Genomic DNA, 19,681 nt, shown 5'->3' on the forward strand with positions numbered 1-19,681 from the left:
TATCTTGGTTTCATGGGTTAGCCGCAATGTAGGCATTAAGCTTCTCATGCATGACCTCTTTTTCTTTTTCGGTGCAGAAAGTCGCGTCAATACCATTTTGAGCCAGAGTAATGATTTCATCTCTCTCTAGTGGGAGAGCATTTGCTACAGCTAAATAGTTTTCCGTCATATACCCTCCAAAATAGGCAGGGTCATCAGAATTTATTGTAGCTTTGAGGCCTTTTTGCAGCATGGTTTTGATGGGGTGTTTACTCATGTCAGTGACACCCGCCAATTTATAATTGGAAAGTGGACAAACCGTGAGTGCAATTTGACTGTCCGCCAGGCGTTCAGTCAAGCTCGCATCTTCCAGGCTGCGGTTCCCGTGGTCTAGGCGGTCAATTTTCAATATATCCAGAGCTTCTTTAACATATTCTGGGGGCCCTTCTTCACCAGCGTGGGCTACGAGCTTAAATCCCTCGCGCCGTGCTCTTTCAAATACGTTTTTGAATTTGGAAGGAGGGTGGCCCAGTTCAGATGAGTCCAATCCCACACCATGGATTTTTGTTTTATGAAAAAGAGCGGCATCCAGCGTTTTTTCGGCCGATAATTCATCCAAATGGCGTAGGAAACACATGATTAGCTTGCTGCTGATACCAAACTCTTCTCGCCCTTTATCCAAAGCACTTGAAATACCGTTTATAACGGTATCAAAAGAGACACCGCGATCTGTATGTCCTTGTGGGTCGAAGAAGATTTCAACATGCATTACATTTTGCGAATGAACTTTTTCAAGGTAAGCCATTGTCAGATCATGGAAGTCCTGTTCGGTTTGTAAAACCCCCATTCCCTGATAATAAATATCCAGAAAGTCCTGTAACTGAGTAAATTGGTATGCTTTACGTACCTCTTCTACAGAAGCATAAGGCAGGTCAATTTCGTTGCGCTTTGCCAGTTCAAACATAAGCTCCGGCTCAAGACTACCTTCTATGTGCAAGTGCAGTTCAGTTTTCGGTAGACCTTCAATGAAGTCTCTAATATCAGCCATTTCCCTGTCCTCCATTCATTCAGATAACATAAAACCCCCGCCAGAAGCTTCAAGTCCAGCGGGGGTTTCTTTTTGTCGCTCAGGTATTATTTAGGCAATTTGCCTTGCACACCTTCAACATACCAGTCCATTCCAAGGAGAGTTCCATCGTCAAGGGTTTCACCCTCTTTGGCGGCAACAGTACCGTCCTGTTTTTTGATAGGGCCTGCAAACGGGTGAATAGTACCGTTGATAATCCCATCGCGAGTTTCTTCAGCCAGCTTGATTACGTCAGCAGGAATGGCTTCGTTAAATTTCGCCATTTCTACCATGCCGTCTTTCAGACCTGCCCATGTGTCTTGTGATTTCCAAGTACCATCAAGAGCTGCTTTTGCCCGTGCAACATAGTACCTGTCCCAATTGTCAATGATAGCGGTCAGCTGTGCTTTTGGTGCAAAGTGATGCATGTCAGAAGCCTGACCGACGCCCCAGACACCGCGTGCTTCAGCAACCTGCAATGGGGCAGGGCTGTCTGTGTGTTGCATGATAATGTCTGCACCCTGATCAATGAGAGCTTTTGCTGCATCTCCTTCTTTACCCGGGTCATACCAAGTATTAACCCAAGCAACTTTGATTTCTACATTTGGGTTTACGCTGCGTGCTGCCAGTGCTGTCGCATTGATGCCGCGCACAACTTCTGGGATTGGAAATGAACCAACATAGCCAATAACATTTGTTTTGGTCATTTTGCCGGCAATTTTACCAACAACATAACGGCCTTCATAAAAACGGCCGGAATATGTGCTAACGTTGGCTGAGCGTTTAAAACCTGTCGCATGCTCAAATTTCACGTTAGGAAATTGCTTCGCAACCTTGAGAGTCGGGTTCATGTAGCCGAAGGATGTGGTGAAGATGATTTTGTGACCATCTGCAGCCATTTGACGAATGACACGTTCTGAGTCGGGGCCTTCCTTGACGCTTTCTACGTAAGTTGTCTTGACCTTGTCACCGAGTTCTTTTTCAACCGCTTGGCGGCCAATGTCATGACGGTATGTCCAGCCATGATCTCCGATTGGCCCCACATAGACGAAGCCGACTTTATCTTGTGCAGATACGTTTGCAGATACCAGCATTGAGCCAGCGACCGCAACCGCACCTAACACGGATGCTATTGTTTTTGATGTCATAAGTTTCTCCTCTGTCTTATAGCGTTACTATGCCCAACTATGCCGCTGGATGAAAGATTTTTCCGATGCAGGCGGGGGCATGTTTTCTGATCCGGGACTGATCTTTCGAAATCAGCACCAGTACAATAACTGTGGCCAGATAAGGCAACATGGAAAGAGTTTGCGAAGGAAGATCCAGCCCAGCAGCCTGCGCATGAAGCTGCAGGATCGTAATACCGCCAAACATATATGCACCGATCAGAACAAGACCCGGCTTCCATGTCGCAAAGACGATCAGGGCCAGCGCGATCCAGCCGCGACCGGCAGTCATGTTTTCGGCCCACATTGGTGTATAGGCTAGTGATAGATATGCACCGCCCACTCCGGACATTGCACCGCCGAACATCACGGCAAGATATCGAATGCCGATGACCGAATATCCAATTGAATGGGCCGCAGTGTGTGAATCGCCCACAGCTCTCAGAATAAGTCCAGCTTTAGTCCGGTATAAAAACCAGCTTACGGCAGCGACTGAAACAAAAGACAGGTACACAAGCGCATCTTGACCAAACAGGATCGGTCCGATGAAAGGTATATCTGTTAATCCTGGAATATTCAGTTTCGCCAGTGCCGTGACAGGAGTTCCTACAAAATCCTGTCCAATCAGCGCGCTAAGACCAACTCCAAACAATGTGAGTGCGAGGCCAGTCGCAACCTGATTGGCCATGAGTGATAATGTCAGAATTCCAAATAGAAACGCCATAAACATTCCGGCAAGCGCACCTGCTGCTACCGCCAAAATGTAGTTTCCTGTGAGTGTCGCTGTGACAAAGGCAGATACCGCACCGACGAGCATCATTCCTTCAACGCCTAGATTGAGAACGCCTGATTTCTCAGTCACAAGTTCACCTATTGCCGCAAATACGAGCGGTGTTGCCGCAGTAATAACCGTCAGGATTACCGGAGCCAGCCATTCAATACCCATCATCCTGAAACCCTCCCGGTTCGATTAAGTGCAAAGCGGTAACTAATTAAAACGTCACAGGCCAAAAGGAAAAAGAGGACCATACCCTGAAACACACCGGTTACAGCTACGGGCAGTCCGAGATTGATTTGAGCCGTTTCTCCTCCCAGATAGGTAAGCGCCATCAGCAGGCCTGCAAAAATAATTCCTACTGGATGAAGGCGTCCCAGAAACGCTACGATAATGGCAGTAAATCCATAGCCCGGAGAAATGGAAGGCAGGAGTTGACCAACTGGCCCTGATACTTCGGACACTCCGGCAATACCTGCCATTGCTCCGCCGAATAGAAGGGTGAACCAAATGATCTTTTTCTGGCTAAACCCCGCATAACTACCAGCTTTAGGGGCTGCTCCAATCACTTTTATCTGAAACCCGACCAATGTTTTTGCAAGCATTAACCAGGTTCCCAGCACAGCGATAATGGCAAGAATTGTACCAAAATGCAGGCGCGTTCCTTCCAGAATTAACGGCATTGTCGCGCTTTCACTAAACATTCGGGATTCTGGAAAATTGAAGCCGTCTGGATCTCTCCATGGTCCATGTATTAAAAGGCTCAAAAGCAGCGTAGCCACGTAGACAAGCATAAGGCTGGTTAGAATTTCATTGGCATTAAACCGGGTTTTTAGAAACGCCGGAATACCTGCCCAAAGGGCCCCGCCAATCGCGCCAAGTAGGATCATGCCCGGTAAGAGGAAGACGCTGTCAACGTCATGCAGATAGACAAAGAGGCCTCCTCCGAATATGGCTCCCAAAGTCAATTGACCCTCAGCACCAATATTCCAGACATTAGCTCTAAATCCAACAGAAAGGCCAATTGCACACAAGATAAGAGGGGTCGCTTTTACCAATAATTCAGAAGCTCCGTATGCATTGTTAATTGGCACAATGAAAAAATTTCTAAGAGCCTCAACCGGGTCTACTCCCAAAAAAGTAAACACACCCATACTGCATACGACAGTCAGCACTAACGCCATCAAGGGGGTCAGGTAGACCATGGCCCGCGATGGTTCGGGCCTTTTTACTATTTTAAGCAACACTTTGAGCTTCCTTCTGCGATCCGCTTCCCTCTGTACCACCCATTAACAGGCCAATCTGCTCGATGGAAATTTCTTTGATGTCCCGACTGACTGACAGGCGTCCTTCTGCAATCACAGCAATGCGATTACTGATTGCAAATAGCTCGTCCAGATCTTGGCTAACCACCAGAACTGCAGCTCCATTTTCCGCAAGATCGATTATGGCTTGATGGATAGCAGCCGCTGCACCAGCATCCACTCCCCAAGTGGGGTGGGCAATAATGATCAGCTTAGGGTCTTGAAGCATTTCCCTGCCAACGATAAATTTTTGCAGGTTACCACCGGACAGGCTGCTGGCGGTATGTGTTACCCCTGCCGTTCTAACATCGAATTTAGCAACGATTTCCTCAGCATACTGAGTGCTTTTCTTGTGGTTGATCAGGCCGTTACTAATGAGTTTTTTCTGGCCATACGAACTCAGAAAAGCATTGTCAGTTAGGCTCATATCTGGAACAGAGCCATGCCCAAGTCTGTCTTCCGGAACAAATGCGATGCCTAATTCACGCCGCTCGGTGGGGTTTAGTTTGCCTATGGGCGTACCTTCAAGAAGCAGGTGTTCAGCCTCGTCACACAACATTTCTCCGCTAAGCACTTCCAGCAGTTCTACCTGTCCGTTACCTGCTACTCCTGCGATTCCCATAACCTCACCGCCTCGAACATCGAAATTAATCAAATTCAAGTCAATGCCGAACTGTTCGTGACTATCCAGCGACAGATTATGGACTTTGAGGCGAACAGGTCCTCGTTTTGATCCATCATCGTGGCGTGGTGTCGTCAAGTTGGTGCCGATCATCATTTCTGCCAGACTTTTGGATGTCTCTTGCGTGGGATCGCATTCCGCAATGTATTTTCCGCCTCGCAATATAGTGGCCTTATGACATAGAGCTTAATTTCATCCAATTTGTGGCTGATATATAAAATGGACACTCCTTCAGATGCTAATCTGCGCAGGGTTTCGAACATCTTATCTGCTTCTTGCGGGGTTAGAACCGAAGTTGGTTCATCCATGATTAGCAGCTTTGGATTTTGCAGCAGGCAACGCACGATCTCAATGCGCTGTTTTTCGCCGACGGACAACGTATGTACATAGCGCGCTGGGTTGAGCGGTAGGCCGTAATTTTCTGACACTTCTACGATCCGTTTGGACAGCTCTGCCATATTCTGGCGACCAGGCATTCCAAGAGCGATATTTTCAGCCACTGTCATCGCTTCAAATAACGAGAAATGTTGGAAGATCATACCAATGCCGAGTTTTCGGGCAGCTTGTGGATTAGCAACATTTATGGGCGTGCCGTTCCATTTGATACTGCCGCTATCAGCTTTTAAAACGCCATAGATGATCTTCACCAATGTGCTTTTGCCGGCGCCATTTTCACCAAGCAAGGCATGGATCTCTCCTGGCAGTATTTTCAAGTCAATACTGTCATTGGCAAGAACACCAGGATAGGCCTTGGTTATCCCGTTAAGCTCCAGTCGTGGCTCGCCGTTCCCTGCGGTACTCATTTATTGTCTCCCCGTCAGATGTCTGCTTTTACAGATCACCTTATAACTACTGCTGCCAGGCGGTATTTATAACACCGCCCTGACATTTGCGCATGACTTAATGGCCGCCAAACGCAACTTTATTCCCCTTGGCGTCTTGATCACTTGAAACCGCATGCTGACGCCGTGCATGAAGTTGCAATATTTCTGCTGCTACAGATATCGCAATTTCAGTAGGGTGTTTCCCACCGACTCCGGTGATACCTATTGGGCAAGTTACCTGCAACAGCTCCGCATCGGAAAAACCGGCGGTTTTCAATCGGTTGAAAAATCTGCTTTTCTTGGTCTTTGATCCAATTAGCCCCAAATAGGCACTGTCTTTTCTTTTGAGAATTTCTGCAACTAGCTCCTGATCCAGTTTGTGGCTGTGGGTCATCACCAGAAAATAGCTTCCCTTTGCAGCCTTTTGAACAAAGTTGGTTGGATTGATATCTGTATGTTTTTTAACGTTAAACGGTATGGTCTTTGGAAATTCGGCCGCTCTGCTATCGACCCAGTGAATTTTGCATGGTAGCGCTGCAAACGTATGAACAAGCGCGCGGCCAACATGTCCTGCCCCAAAAATTACCAGTTCAAATCGGTTTGTCTCCATTGGCTCAACCAACTTGAATTCTCCGGAATACCTGCTGGCTTCAAGTATACTGCAAGTTCCAAAATCCTGTGCTTCCTGAAGGGCTAAAGCAAAGTCCGCATCGGTATGCTGTGTCGCAGATGAATATGGAAACAGTTGGCGCTGGACTTTATCTTCGGTCCAGCTGGTGATCAGCGCATAATCTGAAAAGTCTGACTGTTCAACTCGCACGTCATTGAAACAGGTGAGGTCCGCTGAGTTCAATTTTTCCAACATGATTTCTGTATAACCACCGCAGCATTGGGTCAGTTCCGGTCCGAGTGGTAATTGCATCAATTCATGAGTGGAAGCGAGCTCATTTTCGAGCATTCTTCGTGATTTTTCGATGACTACATATTCCAGCTGGCCACCCCCTATAGTGCCTCGTATCTCTGTAGGACCAACCAGCATTTTAACACCACTGTCCCGCGGTGTAGAACCACGTGCGGCGCCTACTGTGACAAGTATCCAGTTTGGATCTGAAGATTGCTCTTCTAATATTTCAGTCCAAGAAATCATGTCACTTTTCCGTCAAGCTCGTGAATTGCTTTTAAAATGCATTCAGGTGTCGCTGGAGCATCAAGGTTGGGAAAGGACTTATAATCGGAAGCACTGTAAACAGCATCTGTTAAGGCATTAAATGCTGAAATGGCCAACATGAATGGGGGCTCACCAACTGCCTTTGATTTATGAATACTGTCTTCGACGTTTTCGCCGCTTTCATAAAGCTCCATATTAAAAATTTCCGGTCGATCACTGCATGCAGGGATTTTGTAAGTCGAGGGCGCATGTGTTCGAAGCAGTCCTTTTTCGTCGAAATAGAGCTCTTCTGTTGTCAGCCATCCCATGCCTTGTATGAAACCGCCTTCGACTTGTCCCAAATCAATGGAGGGGTTTAAGCTTTTACCCACATCATGGATGATGTCTACGCGTGTGATTTTGTTTTCACCTGTTAAGGTGTCGATTATAGCCTCGCTGACAGCAGCGCCATAAGCAAAGTAATAAAACGGGCGACCGCTGTAGTTTTCTGCATCATAATGGATTTTAGGGGTTCGGTAATACCCTGTGGCGCTTAATGACACCCTGTTAAAGTAGGCTTGTTGTACAAGTTCCGCGAAGCCTACTGTTTTTTCGCCAATATCAATCCGGTTAGGTTTGAAGATAATGTCAGCGCGATCGACGTTATAATGATCAGCGGCAAATTTAATCAGGCGCTCTTTTATTTTACGGGCGGCAGCCTGAGCTGCCTTTCCATTCATGTCAGACCCAGAAGAAGCCGCAGTTGCAGACGTGTTGGGAACTTTGTCTGTGCGTGTCGAGGTGATTTTGATCCGTTCAATATCAATTTGAAGCTCTTGTGCAACGACTTGGGCAACCTTGATAAAAAGACCTTGGCCCATTTCAGTGCCGCCGTGATTAAGCATTACGCTGCCATCGGTATAGACATGAAGCAGTGCGCCAGCCTGATTGAGGAATGTGGTCGTAAATGAAATGCCAAACTTGACTGGTGTCAGTGCAATTCCTTTTTTGAGGAAAGGGCTGGTTTCATTAAATTTTCTAATAGCGTCCCGCCGTTTGGCGTAATCGGATTTTTCTTCCAGTTCCCTGATGATTTCTGGAGCAACATTATCCTCAACAGTCATATGGTATGGAGTGACATTTCGGTCTGTTTTGCCATATAGATTGACTTTTCGAACATCAAGCGGGTCTTTCCCAAGCTTGTGCGCAATCTCATCCATGACACGTTCGATGGCTATCATTCCTTGAGGGCCACCAAATCCGCGGAAAGCAGTGTTGGAGACGGTGTGTGTTTTGCATCTGTGTGAAGTAATACGAACATCTTTTAAATAATAACAGTTGTCCGCATGGAAAATTGTCCGGTCATTTATGGCCGCTGACAAATCGGCGGACCGACCACAGCGTGATGCAAATGTAAAATCTATACCGTCAAGGCGTCCATCATTGTCATATCCGACGTTATATTCGATCACAAAATCATGCCGTTTTCCGGTCATGATCATATCATCATCCCTATCCAGTCGGAGTTTAGCTGGGCGCCCTGTATCTTTTGCAGCCAGTGCAGCCATTGCTGCAAACCAAGCGCCCTGCGTTTCCTTTCCGCCGAAACCACCTCCCATTCGACGAACTTCAACCGTGACGGAATGATCAGGAATATCCAGAAATTTGGCTACATTGTGCTGCACTTCTGTCGGATGCTGGGTTGAGGAAAAAACATGCACATCGCCATCTTCGCGCGGATAGGCAAGTGCAATCTGCCCTTCAAGATAAAAATGGTCTTGTCCTCCGATTTCAAATCGACCGTTAAGCCTGTTCGGAGCGGAGTTAATAGCTTGCTCAGGATTTCCGCGCAAAAGTGTTTTACTTGGCATCACAAACGAGCCAGCGGCTAAAGCCTGGTCAATGGTGACGAGGGCTTCAAGTTCCTCATATTCAATTTCAGCTCGCTTTGCAGCGGCCCGCGCCTCTTGGATACTGTTCGCAGCGACAACAAACAGAGCTTGACCAGCATATTCGACAATATCCTCAGCGAAAACTGGATCATCGCCTGCCACAGGTGATGCGTCATTTATACCGGGCACATCATTCGCATCATATACAGCAACTACCCCCGGAGATGATTTAACGGCCTGTAAGTCCATCTTCAGGATTTTCGCATGGGCATATGGCTTTGAGCCACATATAAATGGAGCAAGTCTTTCGGTTCCGGAATATCATCGATATACTCGGCTTCACCAGAAACCTGTTTGATTGCACTGTCATGGGGTAGCTTTTTGTTTACGGCACCGCGTATGACAGTTTCGCTTAGCGGTGGATTACGCATTTTCAAGTCTCCCGATTCCAACAAGGCGGGTATTCGCTTCGGGTGTCGTCGTCTCAATATAGAATTTCTTGAGCAAATTCTGTGCGGTTTTCATCCTGTATTCACTACTTGCACGCATGTCTGTCATTGGCGTGTAATCTCTGCTCATCGCAGCCATTGCTTTTAAAACAGTTTCCTCGGACCAGGCATTTCCAATCAAAGCTTGTTCAGTGTTCGTTGCCCTTAAAGGTGTTCCGGCCATTCCGCCATAGCAAATGCGTATGTCGCTACTGTATTACCCTCCAGTCGGAGACTGTATGCTGCACAAAGGGCCGAGATATCCTGATCAAAGCGTTTGGAAATTTTGTAAGTTCTGAACCGCTGTTGTGCTTGGATTTTGGGAATGTCAACGCTTGCCACAAATTCACCAGAGAGAAGATCCTGCTTTCCATATTCGATGAAGAAATCTTCTAGTGCAATAGAGCGAACACCCTTGGAGGATTGCAAATTCAGAGTCGCGTTCAGCGCAATTAACGCTGGTGGAGTGTCGCCAATTGGTGATCCATTGGCGATATTACCGCCGATGGTTCCCGAATTTCGGATTTGCGTAGATGCAATCCTGCGAATAAGTTCTCCAAGATCGGAGGACAGGCTTTGCAGTATTTCCCACGCCTCACTATAACTAACCCCGGCACCAACACGAATGAAATCGCCCTCGTCGGAAATCTGTTTTAGTTCCTTGATTTGGCCAATATATATAAGTGTTTGGAGGCGTTCATGTTTTTTGGTGACCCATAAACCGATATCTGTAGCACCCGCCAAAATGGTGGCTTCAGGGTGGGTGTCCAGTAATTGGACAAGTTCTGAGGTGGTGGTTGGTGCGAAGAATTGATTATTTGCCCCCGACGTTGCCAGCATTTCATCATTGGCAAGTTCTGATAACAATTCCGCCGTTAGTGTTTTTCTGGCCTGAAAATGACTGGATGTATCACTGGTGACGGCGTTTCTGGCGGCTTCAATAATTGTCCCGTAACCTGTGCAGCGGCAAAGGTTTCCCGCAAGGACATCGTTTATGCTTTGCAGGTCGCTTCTTGCTTTGCCCTGAGCTTCCGCAAAGATAGACATGACAAAACCTGGTGTGCAAAATCCACATTGTGTGGCATTTGCATCAACCATAGCTTGCTGTACAGGGTGTAAATGGCCATCATCGGATTTTAGATTTTCAACAGTAATCAGTTCTTTGCCGTCAATCATCGGTAAAAATTGGATGCAGGCATTTACAGCTTGATACTGAACTTCATCGCCTTTCAGCTCTCCCAGCACAACGGTGCAGGCACCACAATCTCCTTCAGCGCAGCCTTCTTTCGATCCTGTCTGAGCATCCTCATAACGCAGAAAGTTCAACACGGTCTGGTTGGGGTCTACGTTCTCCAGCTCACGGATCTGCCCATTTTGTACAAACCGAATTTTGTTTCTCATCTTTGCCTCTGATGTTTTCAGCAATGATTTACTCATAACTTACATAGGTCACTTAAATTAAATGTCGCCCCGACAGCAAACTGTCGGGGCGTTTGATAACAATTATCGTTATATGTGATCTTCTTGCGGCAGGATTGCGTTTAGAAGAATAGACAGGAATGCCACTGGTAGCAGTCCGGAAGTGAGCATCATTTCCGCCCAACTTGGAAAAATCTGCACTACATCTGGTTCTGCTTTCAAGCCTAAGCCGACCCCTAATGAAACAGCGATGATTACCATATTTCGGCGGTTCATCTTTACATCCCCCAGAAGGTTCAGGCCTGCACTCGCTATCATACCAAACATGACGACCGCACCACCGCCAAGTACCGCGTAAGGCATGGCTGAAATAACGGCTCCAATCTTGGGGACAAAAGCTGCCAGTATAAGCACCACAGCTCCGATCGTAACAACGTGGCGACTCATAATGCCAGTTAGTGAAATAACACCAACATTTTGACTGTATGAAGTATTAGGCATGGAGCCAGAAGACTGCCGAGTGCAGTGCCGAGGCCGTCTGCCATCGTGCCACCCGCGATCTCCTTGTCTGTGGCTTCTCGTCCAGCGCCGCCTTTTGTAATGCCAGAAATATCACCAACCGTTTCAATGGCGGAGACAATTGCCATAAGGCACATTCCGATAATCGCGGCTGTAATAATCCCCTGTGTGTCTACGTTGTCGCTGGTGAAGGTCAGGCCGTATTTCAAGGGTTCGGGAAACGCAAACCACGACGCGTTGGCAATGTTAGCCGTTTTCACCATACCCATAGGAAACGCGATGACATAGCCTGCAACCAGACCAATCAGGATGGCAGAAGCAGAAGTCATACCTTTGGTGAGAAATTTCACACCAAGGATAATAACAATAACAGCACTACCAAGAAGAATATGATACCAAGCGCCAAAATCTTTGGTTACAAATTTCGCAAATTTGCCGCCGCCGACATATTCAACGCCGATTGGCAGCAAGGACAAGCCGATGGTCGCAACCACTAGCCCCGTTATGAGTGGAGGGAGAGCCCTTCTGAAGCGACCGATAACCGTTCCGATCAGGAAATGGAAAATACCGCCTGCCAGTGACGCGGCAAATATAATCCCGAGCGCGTCTGTGCCTTTTATAGCAGCGGCAACCGGGATCATAACTGGAATAAAGGCGAAACTGGTTCCTTGCATGATAGGAAGCCTTGCGCCAATAGGGCCAGCTCCGATTGTTTGCAGAAGCGTCGCAATGCCCGCTGCTAACATGGCCATTTGAATCAAAAAGACCTTGTCTGCTCCATCTAATCCAGCCGCATTTGCAATGATAATGGGTACGGTTACGTTCCCCGCAAACATGGCAAGCGTATGCTGAATTCCCAGCGGTACTGCTTTCAGCATTGGTGGAGTGTAGTCCGGATCTTTCAGTCGTGCCGGATTCAGATCCGGATCACTTGTGCTTTGTGAAATCTCACTCATTTTATAGCCCCCTGCTATTAAAAGATAACTCGCGCCTGTCGCTCCCTCTTCAACAGGCGTCGAGACTCAGCTACCTCGATATGTGGAATAGCTGAAAGGTGACATGAGAAGAGGTACATGGTAATGCTCAGTCGCATCTGGAACCCCAAATCTCAGTACAATTTCGTCAAGGAATTTGGGTTCAGGCAGGTCAATTCCCGCCTGATCAAAATACTGCCCAGCGTGAAATACAAGCTCATACTGACCTGTTTTCAGCATGTCTCCTTCAAGTAATGGCTCGTTACATCGACCATCGTCATTAGAGACCGTCTCTTTTAAAAGTTCCCAACTGTCACCGTTCAGATAATACAGTTCAATACGAACATTTTTACCCGGCTTACCAGCACTGGTGTCTAGGATGTGTGTTGTGAGCTTTCCCATTGCTTCTCGCTGTTTTGCATTTTTACGCGATAATCAGTTCTCCGATTGTCAGTTCGGATTTTCTGATCATTTTGTCAAATATTGAAAATGAGGATGCATCAGTCTTTCATTATTGTCTACGGTTTTTGTATTTTTTGTATGAAATTTAAAATCTGAGCTTAACAAAAAATTGCACCAAATATTGAATTTTTTGGGCCTTGATCGGTATTTTAATGCCATAAATTTAAGCAAATGAACGAGTTTTGGGCAAAATCAAATAAAAAGAATTCTTGATTTATTGTATACAATAGAGATACTTTATTGTTGAAAATTGTTTGTCAAAGTTTCCATCAATCTTAGAGAGATTACGTATCGATGCAGTTTGCGTCCACAGTCAATAATGCGGAGAAGACAAGCCGCAAAGTTCATGATGACCAGATTTATGATCAGATGTTTGCAGCTATTTTGCAGCAGCGGCTTACTCCGGGTACGAAACTTTCCGAAGATACACTGGGTGAGATTTTTGGCGTTAGTCGAACTGTAATTCGCAAAATATTGCAACGCCTTGCATATGAAAAAGTGGTGCAGATATTACCAAATCGCGGCGCTTTCGTGGCTGAGCCTTCTGCAGAAGAAGCCAGAGAGGTTCTGTATGCAAGACGTGTAGTGGAGGCGGCTATAATGAGGCTTGCTGTGAAAAGCCACAGTAAGGAAGACTTGAAAACGCTTGAGCGGAATCTTGAGGCTGAAGCGAAAACAATTGAAGCCGGGCAGCATAGCGACTGGGTAGCGCTTTCCGGAAATTTCCACTTGCTACTGGCGGAAATAGCTTCCAACAGAACGCTTGCTGACTATTTAAGAGAGCTCGTTTCACGAACTTCCCTTATCCACATTCAGTATCAGAGTAATAAAATTGCGAACCAGTCCTGCTCTTGTGATGAACATGCTGACATTATCGAGGCAATTCGTGAACGAGATGAAGATAAAGCCGTCGCACTGATGGAACGGCATATTGAAGAAATTGAAAAATCTCTCAATTTGGATGGGCGTGGTGCAGCCAGTGATCTTTACGAAATATTTGGCGCTTCAGGTGGAGTGCAAGGATAAATAACAGGGATAAGAAAATGGATCGTGATTATCCAAGGGATATGATTGGATATGGTGAGAATCCACCAAATCCTAATTGGCCAGGGAATGCCCGCATCGCTGTTCAATTCGTCTTGAATTACGAAGAGGGGGGTGAAAATTGCATTCTGCACGGAGATGAAGCTTCAGAGGCATTTCTCTCGGAGATAATCGGAGCAGATATGCTTCCGGGCGTTCGCCATATCAGTATGGAAAGTATTTATGAATATGGTAGCCGAGCTGGCGTATGGCGCCTGCTTCGTTTGTTTAGGGAACAGGAAATTCCTCTAACCATATTTGCTGTTGCGATGGCGATGGAGAGGAATCCTGAAGTTGTCGAAGCTTTCCTTCGCGACGGCCATGAGATCTGCAGTCATGGATATCGTTGGATTAATTATCAATATGTGCCCGAAAATGTGGAACGGGAACATATGCAGAAGGCTGTTGAAATTATCAAGGCAATGACAGGGCAGAGGCCTTTGGGTTGGTACACTGGCCGCACGAGCCCCAATACCCGCCGTCTGGTGGTGGAAGAGGGCGGTTTCGTTTATGATGCGGATGCCTATGACGATGATCTGCCATATTGGACAGATGTCGCGGGAAAAAAACAGCTGATTGTTCCCTACACTCTTGACGTAAACGATATGCGTTTCGCCGCTTTGCAAGGTTTTAACAGTGGTGATCAGTATTTTTCCTATCTAAAGGACACGTTTGATACGCTCTATGAGGAAGGGGCTGCTGCTCCTAAAATGATGTCGGTTGGTTTGCACTGTCGCTTGGTGGGACGCCCTGGACGCATAGCGGCACTGAAACGGTTTATTGAGTACGTTAAAAATTATGATCAAGTGTGGTTCGCCCGCCGGATTGAAATTGCACGTCATTGGCAGAAAAAATTTCCAGTTGAGGATACCAAATGACTGACTTGAAATGTAAACCTTCAAAGATGAGCAGAGAAGAGTTCGTTGGAGTTTTTGGGGGTGTTTATGAGCATTCTCCCTGGGTCGCAGAACGGGTATGGGATGCGGGACTGAACGAGGATCATAATCGAGTTGAAAAACTTGCTGAAGCTATGGCGAAAGTTGTTGCATCTGCAACTTATGAAGAACAGCTGAAGCTAATCAAAGCTCATCCCGATTTGGCAGGAAAGGCTGCTGTGCGCGGAGAGTTAACAGCGGAGTCTACGTCTGAGCAAGCGGCTGCCGGACTTGGGCAATGTACAGAAGAAGAATTTGCCCGTTTCCAGGAATACAACGCTGCCTATAAATCAAAATTTGGTTTCCCTTTCATAAAGGCGGTTCGTAACAGCAACCGGTTTGAGATTTTAAAAGGCTTTAAAGAGCGTCTGACGAATGACGTGAATTCAGAATTTTCCACTGCGTTGGCGGAAATTGATAAAATTGCAGCTTCCGTTTACAGGATCTGTAAGACGGTGGCCCATTAAACTGGAGTATAAAATGACATTTCTTCTACCCGAAGAGGCAGATTTTTTAACAAATTGTGTGGATTTGGCTCAGCCCAGGTTAGGTGCTGAGGTAATATTCGCAACTGATGATTTTTTTGCTGACAAATCCCGCCTGATTGACCCTGCTGATCCAGTATTCATTGAAGGTAAATATGATGAAAACGGAAAGTGGATGGATGGCTGGGAAAGCCGCCGAAAAAGGGGGGAAGGGCATGACCATTGTATTGTGCGTCTCGGTTTGCCAGGTGTAATTGAAGGCGTCAATATTGATACCAGTCACTTTACAGGTAACTATCCGCCAGCGGCTTCCATAGAGGCGTGCAATGTGGACGGTGAACCTGACGAGAACACAGTTTGGACTGAAATTGTCTCCGCTGTTTCGCTAGGGCCCGATAGTCATCATCTGATACGTGTTACCAGTAATGAAACTTGGAGCCATTTACGCCTCAATATTTTTCCTGACGGAGGCGTAGCGCGGCTTCGTGTCTATGGTCGCGTGAATTGCAATTGGGATAACCGTGACCCTGAAGAATTGGTGGATCTGGCGTCCATGCTAAATGGTGGGCGCGCGGTTTGCGCCAATAATCAGCATTTTGGGGTGCCATCGAACCTCCTTGCTCCCGGACGTGGGGTTAATATGGGAGACGGTTGGGAAACAAGACGTCGGCGCGAGCCCGGTAACGACTGGGCAATTATCGAGCTCGGTCATGCGGGTGTTATATCCTCTGTTGAGATTGATACAGCACACTTTAAAGGAAATTTTCCAGATCGTTGTTCTCTACAAGCGGCATTCGTCACCGGCGGGACAGATCAGTCACTGGTCACGCAAAGCATGTTCTGGAAAACTTTGTTGCCGGAACAGAAACTCAGCATGGATGCCATTCATAAGTTCGAAAAAGAAATCGAAAACATTGGGCCGGTCACACATGTCAGGCTGAACATCTTTCCAGACGGTGGTGTGAGCCGCTTGCGGCTGTTTGGCAAGATCAGCAAATAGGAATTACTGATGAAACTGAAGGTCGAGCCGTTAACAAAAGAGGCATTTGAGCCATTTGGGGATGTAATCGAAACCAATGGTACAGATTATTTTCTGATCAATAATGGCTCCACTCGCCGTTATCATGATTTGGCAAAGGTTGAATTGCTTGATGGTGGGCATGCGCTCATTAACATATTTCAGGCGACACCACTTGACTATCCGCTAGAAGTGAAGCTGGTGGAGCGGCATCCGCGTGGAAGTCAGGCCTTCATACCGTTAAGCAAAAATCCATATTTGGTGCTAGTGGCGAAAGCGGGTGAAACTGTTGAACCTGCTGATCTTAAAGCATTTATTGCAAAGCCCGATCAAGGGTGAATTATCACGCGGGCACGTGGCATCATCCTGTTCTCGCACTTGATGGGATAAGCGATTTTTTGGTAGTTGATCGCGGTGGAGATGGCGATAATTGCGACGAGCTCTATTTTAGTAATGATGTAAAAATAGAGCTTGATCGGACATAGTTTACGTGGGTATTTCGGTTTTTATGTAATAGACATAGCTGTATAACTCTTCATTGAAGCCTGCCGCACGCCAGAATTTTTGCCCAATCAGGTTTTGCTGAACCACCTGCGCATAGGCTTTTGTCGCACCCTTCCGGTATCCGTCTTGCAAAAGCTTGAGGAGAACTTCCAGCGCATATCCTTTGCGCTGGAAAAGGGGATGTGTTGCAAATTCAAAAAGACCTAACAGATTTTCCGCGTAAGTCGCCATTCCTACCGAAACTATCTGTTGCTCAACTTCTTTGTAAGCAAATAATGTCGGGATTTTCGTATTTTTAAGCGAGTTGGCGAAATCACCTCTGTAGTGTTTTTGCTTGCCGGTTAATCTGCAAAAATCTTCAAATTCTCGCTCGTTTAGTCGATCTACAAGTTTACAGTCGCCTGACTGAGCCAGTGCATCCATATTCGCGATATTCATTAAAAGGACGTCAGTAGGATCCGCCTCAACATAGGAATTTTTTTTAAGTTCTGCTCTTAGATCCGATGGTAATGCTAGCGGCGTAATTCTGAAGATGCAGGCCTTGTTCAAGTTGAAATAGGCATTTTCGCAATATTGAATTTTATCAGCCAACGGTATGGCTTGCTTGTTGGTCGTTGGAAAATTTACTGAATTGGCTCGTTTAATAGGTGAGGCGCTAAAGCGTAAGAGCCAGCTATCATAAATTTCTTCTTTATCCGCAGGAGTTGAGAGAAAAGAATGAGCTTCTATAAGTTCGATCATGACGCTAACACTTTTCTGAGTTAGTTTTGAAAGTGGATGCGGATTTAGCAAGGTTTTCGCGTGAAATCAGATTCTGAATTTTTGAAAAAAACCTGGATGACATTAGCAGTGTCATTTCTATTTGTCATCGGCGTGATTTTCAGTCTGGTTGCCGATTTGACTCCAAAAATTTCACCTGATTTTTTTTTCGGCTCCCATGATCCCGAAATGGCGGATACCCAGAAAATTGCGGACCTCTTTCCGGCTGAAGAGTTTATTATTCTCAATGTCGCCGGACAGAACATCCGCTCACCCGAATACCTTAGATCTATTTCAAACCTGACTGATAAGCTCAAAGATTTGGGTGGTTTCCAGCGAATACTGAGTTTGACAAGTGGCCCACAGAGCCCTTCTTTAGCAATTGAAAGCCCTTTTTGGCGACCGTTACTTGTTGAACAGAACGAGCAGGCTTCTTTTATTCTAGCGTTTGTACAACGCCAATCGGATAGCACCCTTGTATCGGCAATTGAAGAAATTGTTGCCGGTGTACAAAAGAATGCTGGGTTGGGTGAAATTTCAATTTCCGGGATGCCTTACATAGCGGAGCATATGCGCCGAAATATTGCGCGTGATGCTGCTATATTCAGCCCAATAGTTGTACTGGTTTTCGCAGCAATGATTTTCGCTGTTTTTAGATCCCCGGTGATCACAATCGGCGCCATACTCTCGGGTGTAGTTGCAATTTTGTGCAGTTTCACTGGTCTTACACTATTACAGCAACCTGTTGGGATTCTGACAGCCAATCTTGCGATAATCATTTTTGTTTTAACGCAGTCGCAAATAATTTACCTGACAAACAATTTTCGCAGCTCTGCAAAGAGCGGAGTATCACGTACAGTTGTTGCGCTAAAAACTTCACTATTACCTGCACTACTTTGCTTTGGTACAACATTCCTAGGCTTCACCAGCTTGCTTTTAGTCTCGGCAGAACCACTCCGTCAGTTGGGTGTCGGTGGGATGATGGGAAGCGTATTTGCACTTTGTGCTGTGATTTTTATCTTTCCGGCTTTTCTAAATTTTGCTCACCTACTCAAGGTGACTGCTGAGAAACAACAAATTGCAACAGAAGACAATTTTAAGCGGCGACTTATATTAATTGGTGCAATCGTAATTTTGATAGTCTCTGCAATCGCTCTTCCTGGCTTGTTAAAATTGAATGCCGATCCGGGATTGCTGGGTTATTTTAAACCAGACAGTGAAATTGGAACGGGATTAAAGACTATCGATCAAAATGGGGGTAGCAGTCCTCTGCAGCTGGTTGTTCGTCTCAAAACTTCAGAGAAACTCGATACGGAACAGGCCTATCAGAAGCTTTGGGTACTGCATAATGCCTATCAGCAACATCCTGCGGTTGGAACAGTCTTGTCTTTGCCTGCATTACTAGCTGAAGCAAATAATCACCCATTAGCATTCATACTTCCATGGCGTGAGATTGTGACTCTATTGAAGATGGAAAGCAATCAACAGGTGGTCGATAACTTCTTAGGGCCAGACCGTAAAAACGCCCTGTTTTTGCTTCGAATGAAAGAGCAGTATTCTAACGGGAACAGACATCAAATATTGTCTGACCTTGAAAAGGTAACTTCCTCATCGGGTTTTGTTTTAGAGCTACAAGGCGGCATATATAGTTTGCAGGCCCATTTGACCCACTTGCTACGTGAAAGTGTATTTATTGGGGTATCTGTTTTTCTGCTCATATTTGCTGCGTTGTCCTATGCGATGACACAGCGGTTAACTCTCAGTTTTTCGATGGTCGCAACAGCGACGGTTATCCCGATTATAGTTTTGGGCATTAATGGCTGGCTTTCAAATCCGTTGGATATCATTTCAGCACCAGCGATCAACATTTCATTGGGACTTGGGGTGGATGCCTTGATCCACTTGGGAATGGCAGTGCAGCGTCATACGAAAATTCATAAGCGTGAAGTAGGTTGGCGATTGGCGATTTCAGAGCAAGTTTCAGGAATCGTGATTGGCAGCCTTATAATTGCGATCGGATTTGCAATTTTTGCAGTTTCGGAATTTCCACCGACCGTTCGATTTGGTCTGATTGTCACCACGGGAGCGCTGGTGACTGCTGTTACAAGTCTATGTGCATTTCCGGTTCTTGACAGACTTATGTGTAAACAAAGAAACTGAAAATATTTTAATTCTCGGAAATCTCTGATAACTCAGCCAT

At 46.2% G+C, this 19,681-nt stretch carries 15 protein-coding genes and 4 pseudogenes; 6 read left to right on the forward strand and 13 right to left on the reverse strand.

All coding sequences use genetic code 11. The features are described 5' to 3' along the window. Positions 1-10: 10 nt before the first annotated feature. The 12 genes and pseudogenes from JCM23214_RS14940 to uraH form a co-directional block, all read right to left on the reverse strand. Positions 11-1,027 carry an adenosine deaminase gene (locus JCM23214_RS14940; RefSeq protein ID WP_025899647.1) on the reverse strand — a complete coding sequence of 339 codons (1,017 nt, stop codon included), beginning with the start codon at positions 1,025-1,027 and terminating at the stop codon, positions 11-13. Positions 1,028-1,113: 86 nt separating this feature from the next. Beyond that, positions 1,114-2,193, reverse strand: coding sequence for a BMP family ABC transporter substrate-binding protein (locus JCM23214_RS14945; protein WP_025899648.1), 1,080 nt, complete (start codon positions 2,191-2,193; stop codon positions 1,114-1,116). Between the two features lie 37 nt (positions 2,194-2,230). Then, the gene (locus tag JCM23214_RS14950; RefSeq protein WP_037493714.1) at positions 2,231-3,160 is read right to left on the reverse strand and encodes an ABC transporter permease; all 930 of its coding nucleotides are present in this window, start codon (positions 3,158-3,160) and stop codon (positions 2,231-2,233) included. After that, entirely contained in the window at positions 3,157-4,191 is a 1,035-nt protein-coding gene (locus JCM23214_RS14955) for an ABC transporter permease (protein WP_051548213.1), read from the reverse strand. The genes JCM23214_RS14950 and JCM23214_RS14955 overlap by 4 nt, the downstream gene beginning before the upstream one ends. Before the next feature lie 31 nt (positions 4,192-4,222). After that, positions 4,223-5,134 carry an ATP-binding cassette domain-containing protein gene (locus tag JCM23214_RS24860; protein ID WP_199899646.1) on the reverse strand — a complete coding sequence of 304 codons (912 nt, stop codon included), beginning with the start codon at positions 5,132-5,134 and terminating at the stop codon, positions 4,223-4,225. Then, positions 5,065-5,775: an ATP-binding cassette domain-containing protein gene (locus JCM23214_RS24865; RefSeq protein ID WP_199899647.1), complete on the reverse strand. Its 711-nt coding sequence runs from the start codon at positions 5,773-5,775 to the stop codon at positions 5,065-5,067. The genes JCM23214_RS24860 and JCM23214_RS24865 overlap by 70 nt, the downstream gene beginning before the upstream one ends. Positions 5,776-5,872: 97 nt before the next feature. Next, the gene (gene xdhC, locus JCM23214_RS14965) at positions 5,873-6,943 is read right to left on the reverse strand and encodes a xanthine dehydrogenase accessory protein XdhC (RefSeq protein WP_025899651.1); all 1,071 of its coding nucleotides are present in this window, start codon (positions 6,941-6,943) and stop codon (positions 5,873-5,875) included. Further along, positions 6,940-9,266, reverse strand: a pseudogene (gene xdhB, locus JCM23214_RS21205) (xanthine dehydrogenase molybdopterin binding subunit). The gene xdhC and the pseudogene xdhB overlap by 4 nt, the downstream one beginning before the upstream one ends. Continuing rightward, a complete protein-coding gene (locus JCM23214_RS24875) occupies positions 9,259-9,507 on the reverse strand; it encodes a hypothetical protein (protein ID WP_199899650.1) in 249 nt (82 codons plus the stop codon). Before JCM23214_RS24875 ends, xdhB begins: the two are co-directional and overlap by 8 nt. After that, positions 9,489-10,724, reverse strand: coding sequence for a xanthine dehydrogenase small subunit (gene xdhA / locus JCM23214_RS21210; RefSeq protein WP_199899651.1), 1,236 nt, complete (start codon positions 10,722-10,724; stop codon positions 9,489-9,491). Before xdhA ends, JCM23214_RS24875 begins: the two co-directional genes overlap by 19 nt. Positions 10,725-10,832: 108 nt before the next feature. Beyond that, a pseudogene (locus tag JCM23214_RS21215) lies at positions 10,833-12,217 on the reverse strand (uracil-xanthine permease family protein). A gap of 66 nt (positions 12,218-12,283) precedes the next feature. Next, on the reverse strand, positions 12,284-12,637 hold the full coding sequence (gene uraH, locus JCM23214_RS14985; RefSeq protein ID WP_025899652.1) for a hydroxyisourate hydrolase: 354 nt from the start codon (positions 12,635-12,637) through the stop codon (positions 12,284-12,286). Positions 12,638-12,991: 354 nt separating this feature from the next. Between uraH and JCM23214_RS14995 the strand changes: the two genes are divergently transcribed. From JCM23214_RS14995 to JCM23214_RS21220, 5 genes and pseudogenes are all read left to right on the forward strand, one after another. After that, entirely contained in the window at positions 12,992-13,723 is a 732-nt protein-coding gene (locus JCM23214_RS14995) for a GntR family transcriptional regulator (protein WP_025899653.1), read from the forward strand. Positions 13,724-13,740: 17 nt separating this feature from the next. Then, positions 13,741-14,658: an allantoinase PuuE gene (puuE, locus tag JCM23214_RS15000; RefSeq protein ID WP_025899654.1), complete on the forward strand. Its 918-nt coding sequence runs from the start codon at positions 13,741-13,743 to the stop codon at positions 14,656-14,658. Beyond that, positions 14,655-15,166: pseudogene (gene uraD, locus JCM23214_RS15005) on the forward strand (2-oxo-4-hydroxy-4-carboxy-5-ureidoimidazoline decarboxylase). The gene puuE and the pseudogene uraD overlap by 4 nt, the downstream one beginning before the upstream one ends. Positions 15,167-15,195: 29 nt before the next feature. Then, the gene (alc, locus tag JCM23214_RS15010) at positions 15,196-16,200 is read left to right on the forward strand and encodes an allantoicase (RefSeq protein ID WP_025899656.1); all 1,005 of its coding nucleotides are present in this window, start codon (positions 15,196-15,198) and stop codon (positions 16,198-16,200) included. A gap of 9 nt (positions 16,201-16,209) precedes the next feature. After that, positions 16,210-16,703: pseudogene (locus JCM23214_RS21220) on the forward strand (ureidoglycolate lyase). Position 16,704: 1 nt separating this feature from the next. Here JCM23214_RS21220 and JCM23214_RS15020 read toward each other — a convergent pair. Further along, positions 16,705-17,463 carry a GNAT family N-acetyltransferase gene (locus tag JCM23214_RS15020; RefSeq protein WP_025899657.1) on the reverse strand — a complete coding sequence of 253 codons (759 nt, stop codon included), beginning with the start codon at positions 17,461-17,463 and terminating at the stop codon, positions 16,705-16,707. A gap of 60 nt (positions 17,464-17,523) precedes the next feature. Between JCM23214_RS15020 and JCM23214_RS15025 the strand changes: the two genes are divergently transcribed. After that, on the forward strand, positions 17,524-19,641 hold the full coding sequence (locus JCM23214_RS15025; protein WP_025899658.1) for an efflux RND transporter permease subunit: 2,118 nt from the start codon (positions 17,524-17,526) through the stop codon (positions 19,639-19,641). Positions 19,642-19,681: the final 40 nt, after the last annotated feature.

It is taken from the genome of Sneathiella glossodoripedis JCM 23214 (assembly GCF_000616095.1).
Taxonomy (GTDB): Bacteria; Pseudomonadota; Alphaproteobacteria; order Sneathiellales; family Sneathiellaceae; genus Sneathiella; species Sneathiella glossodoripedis.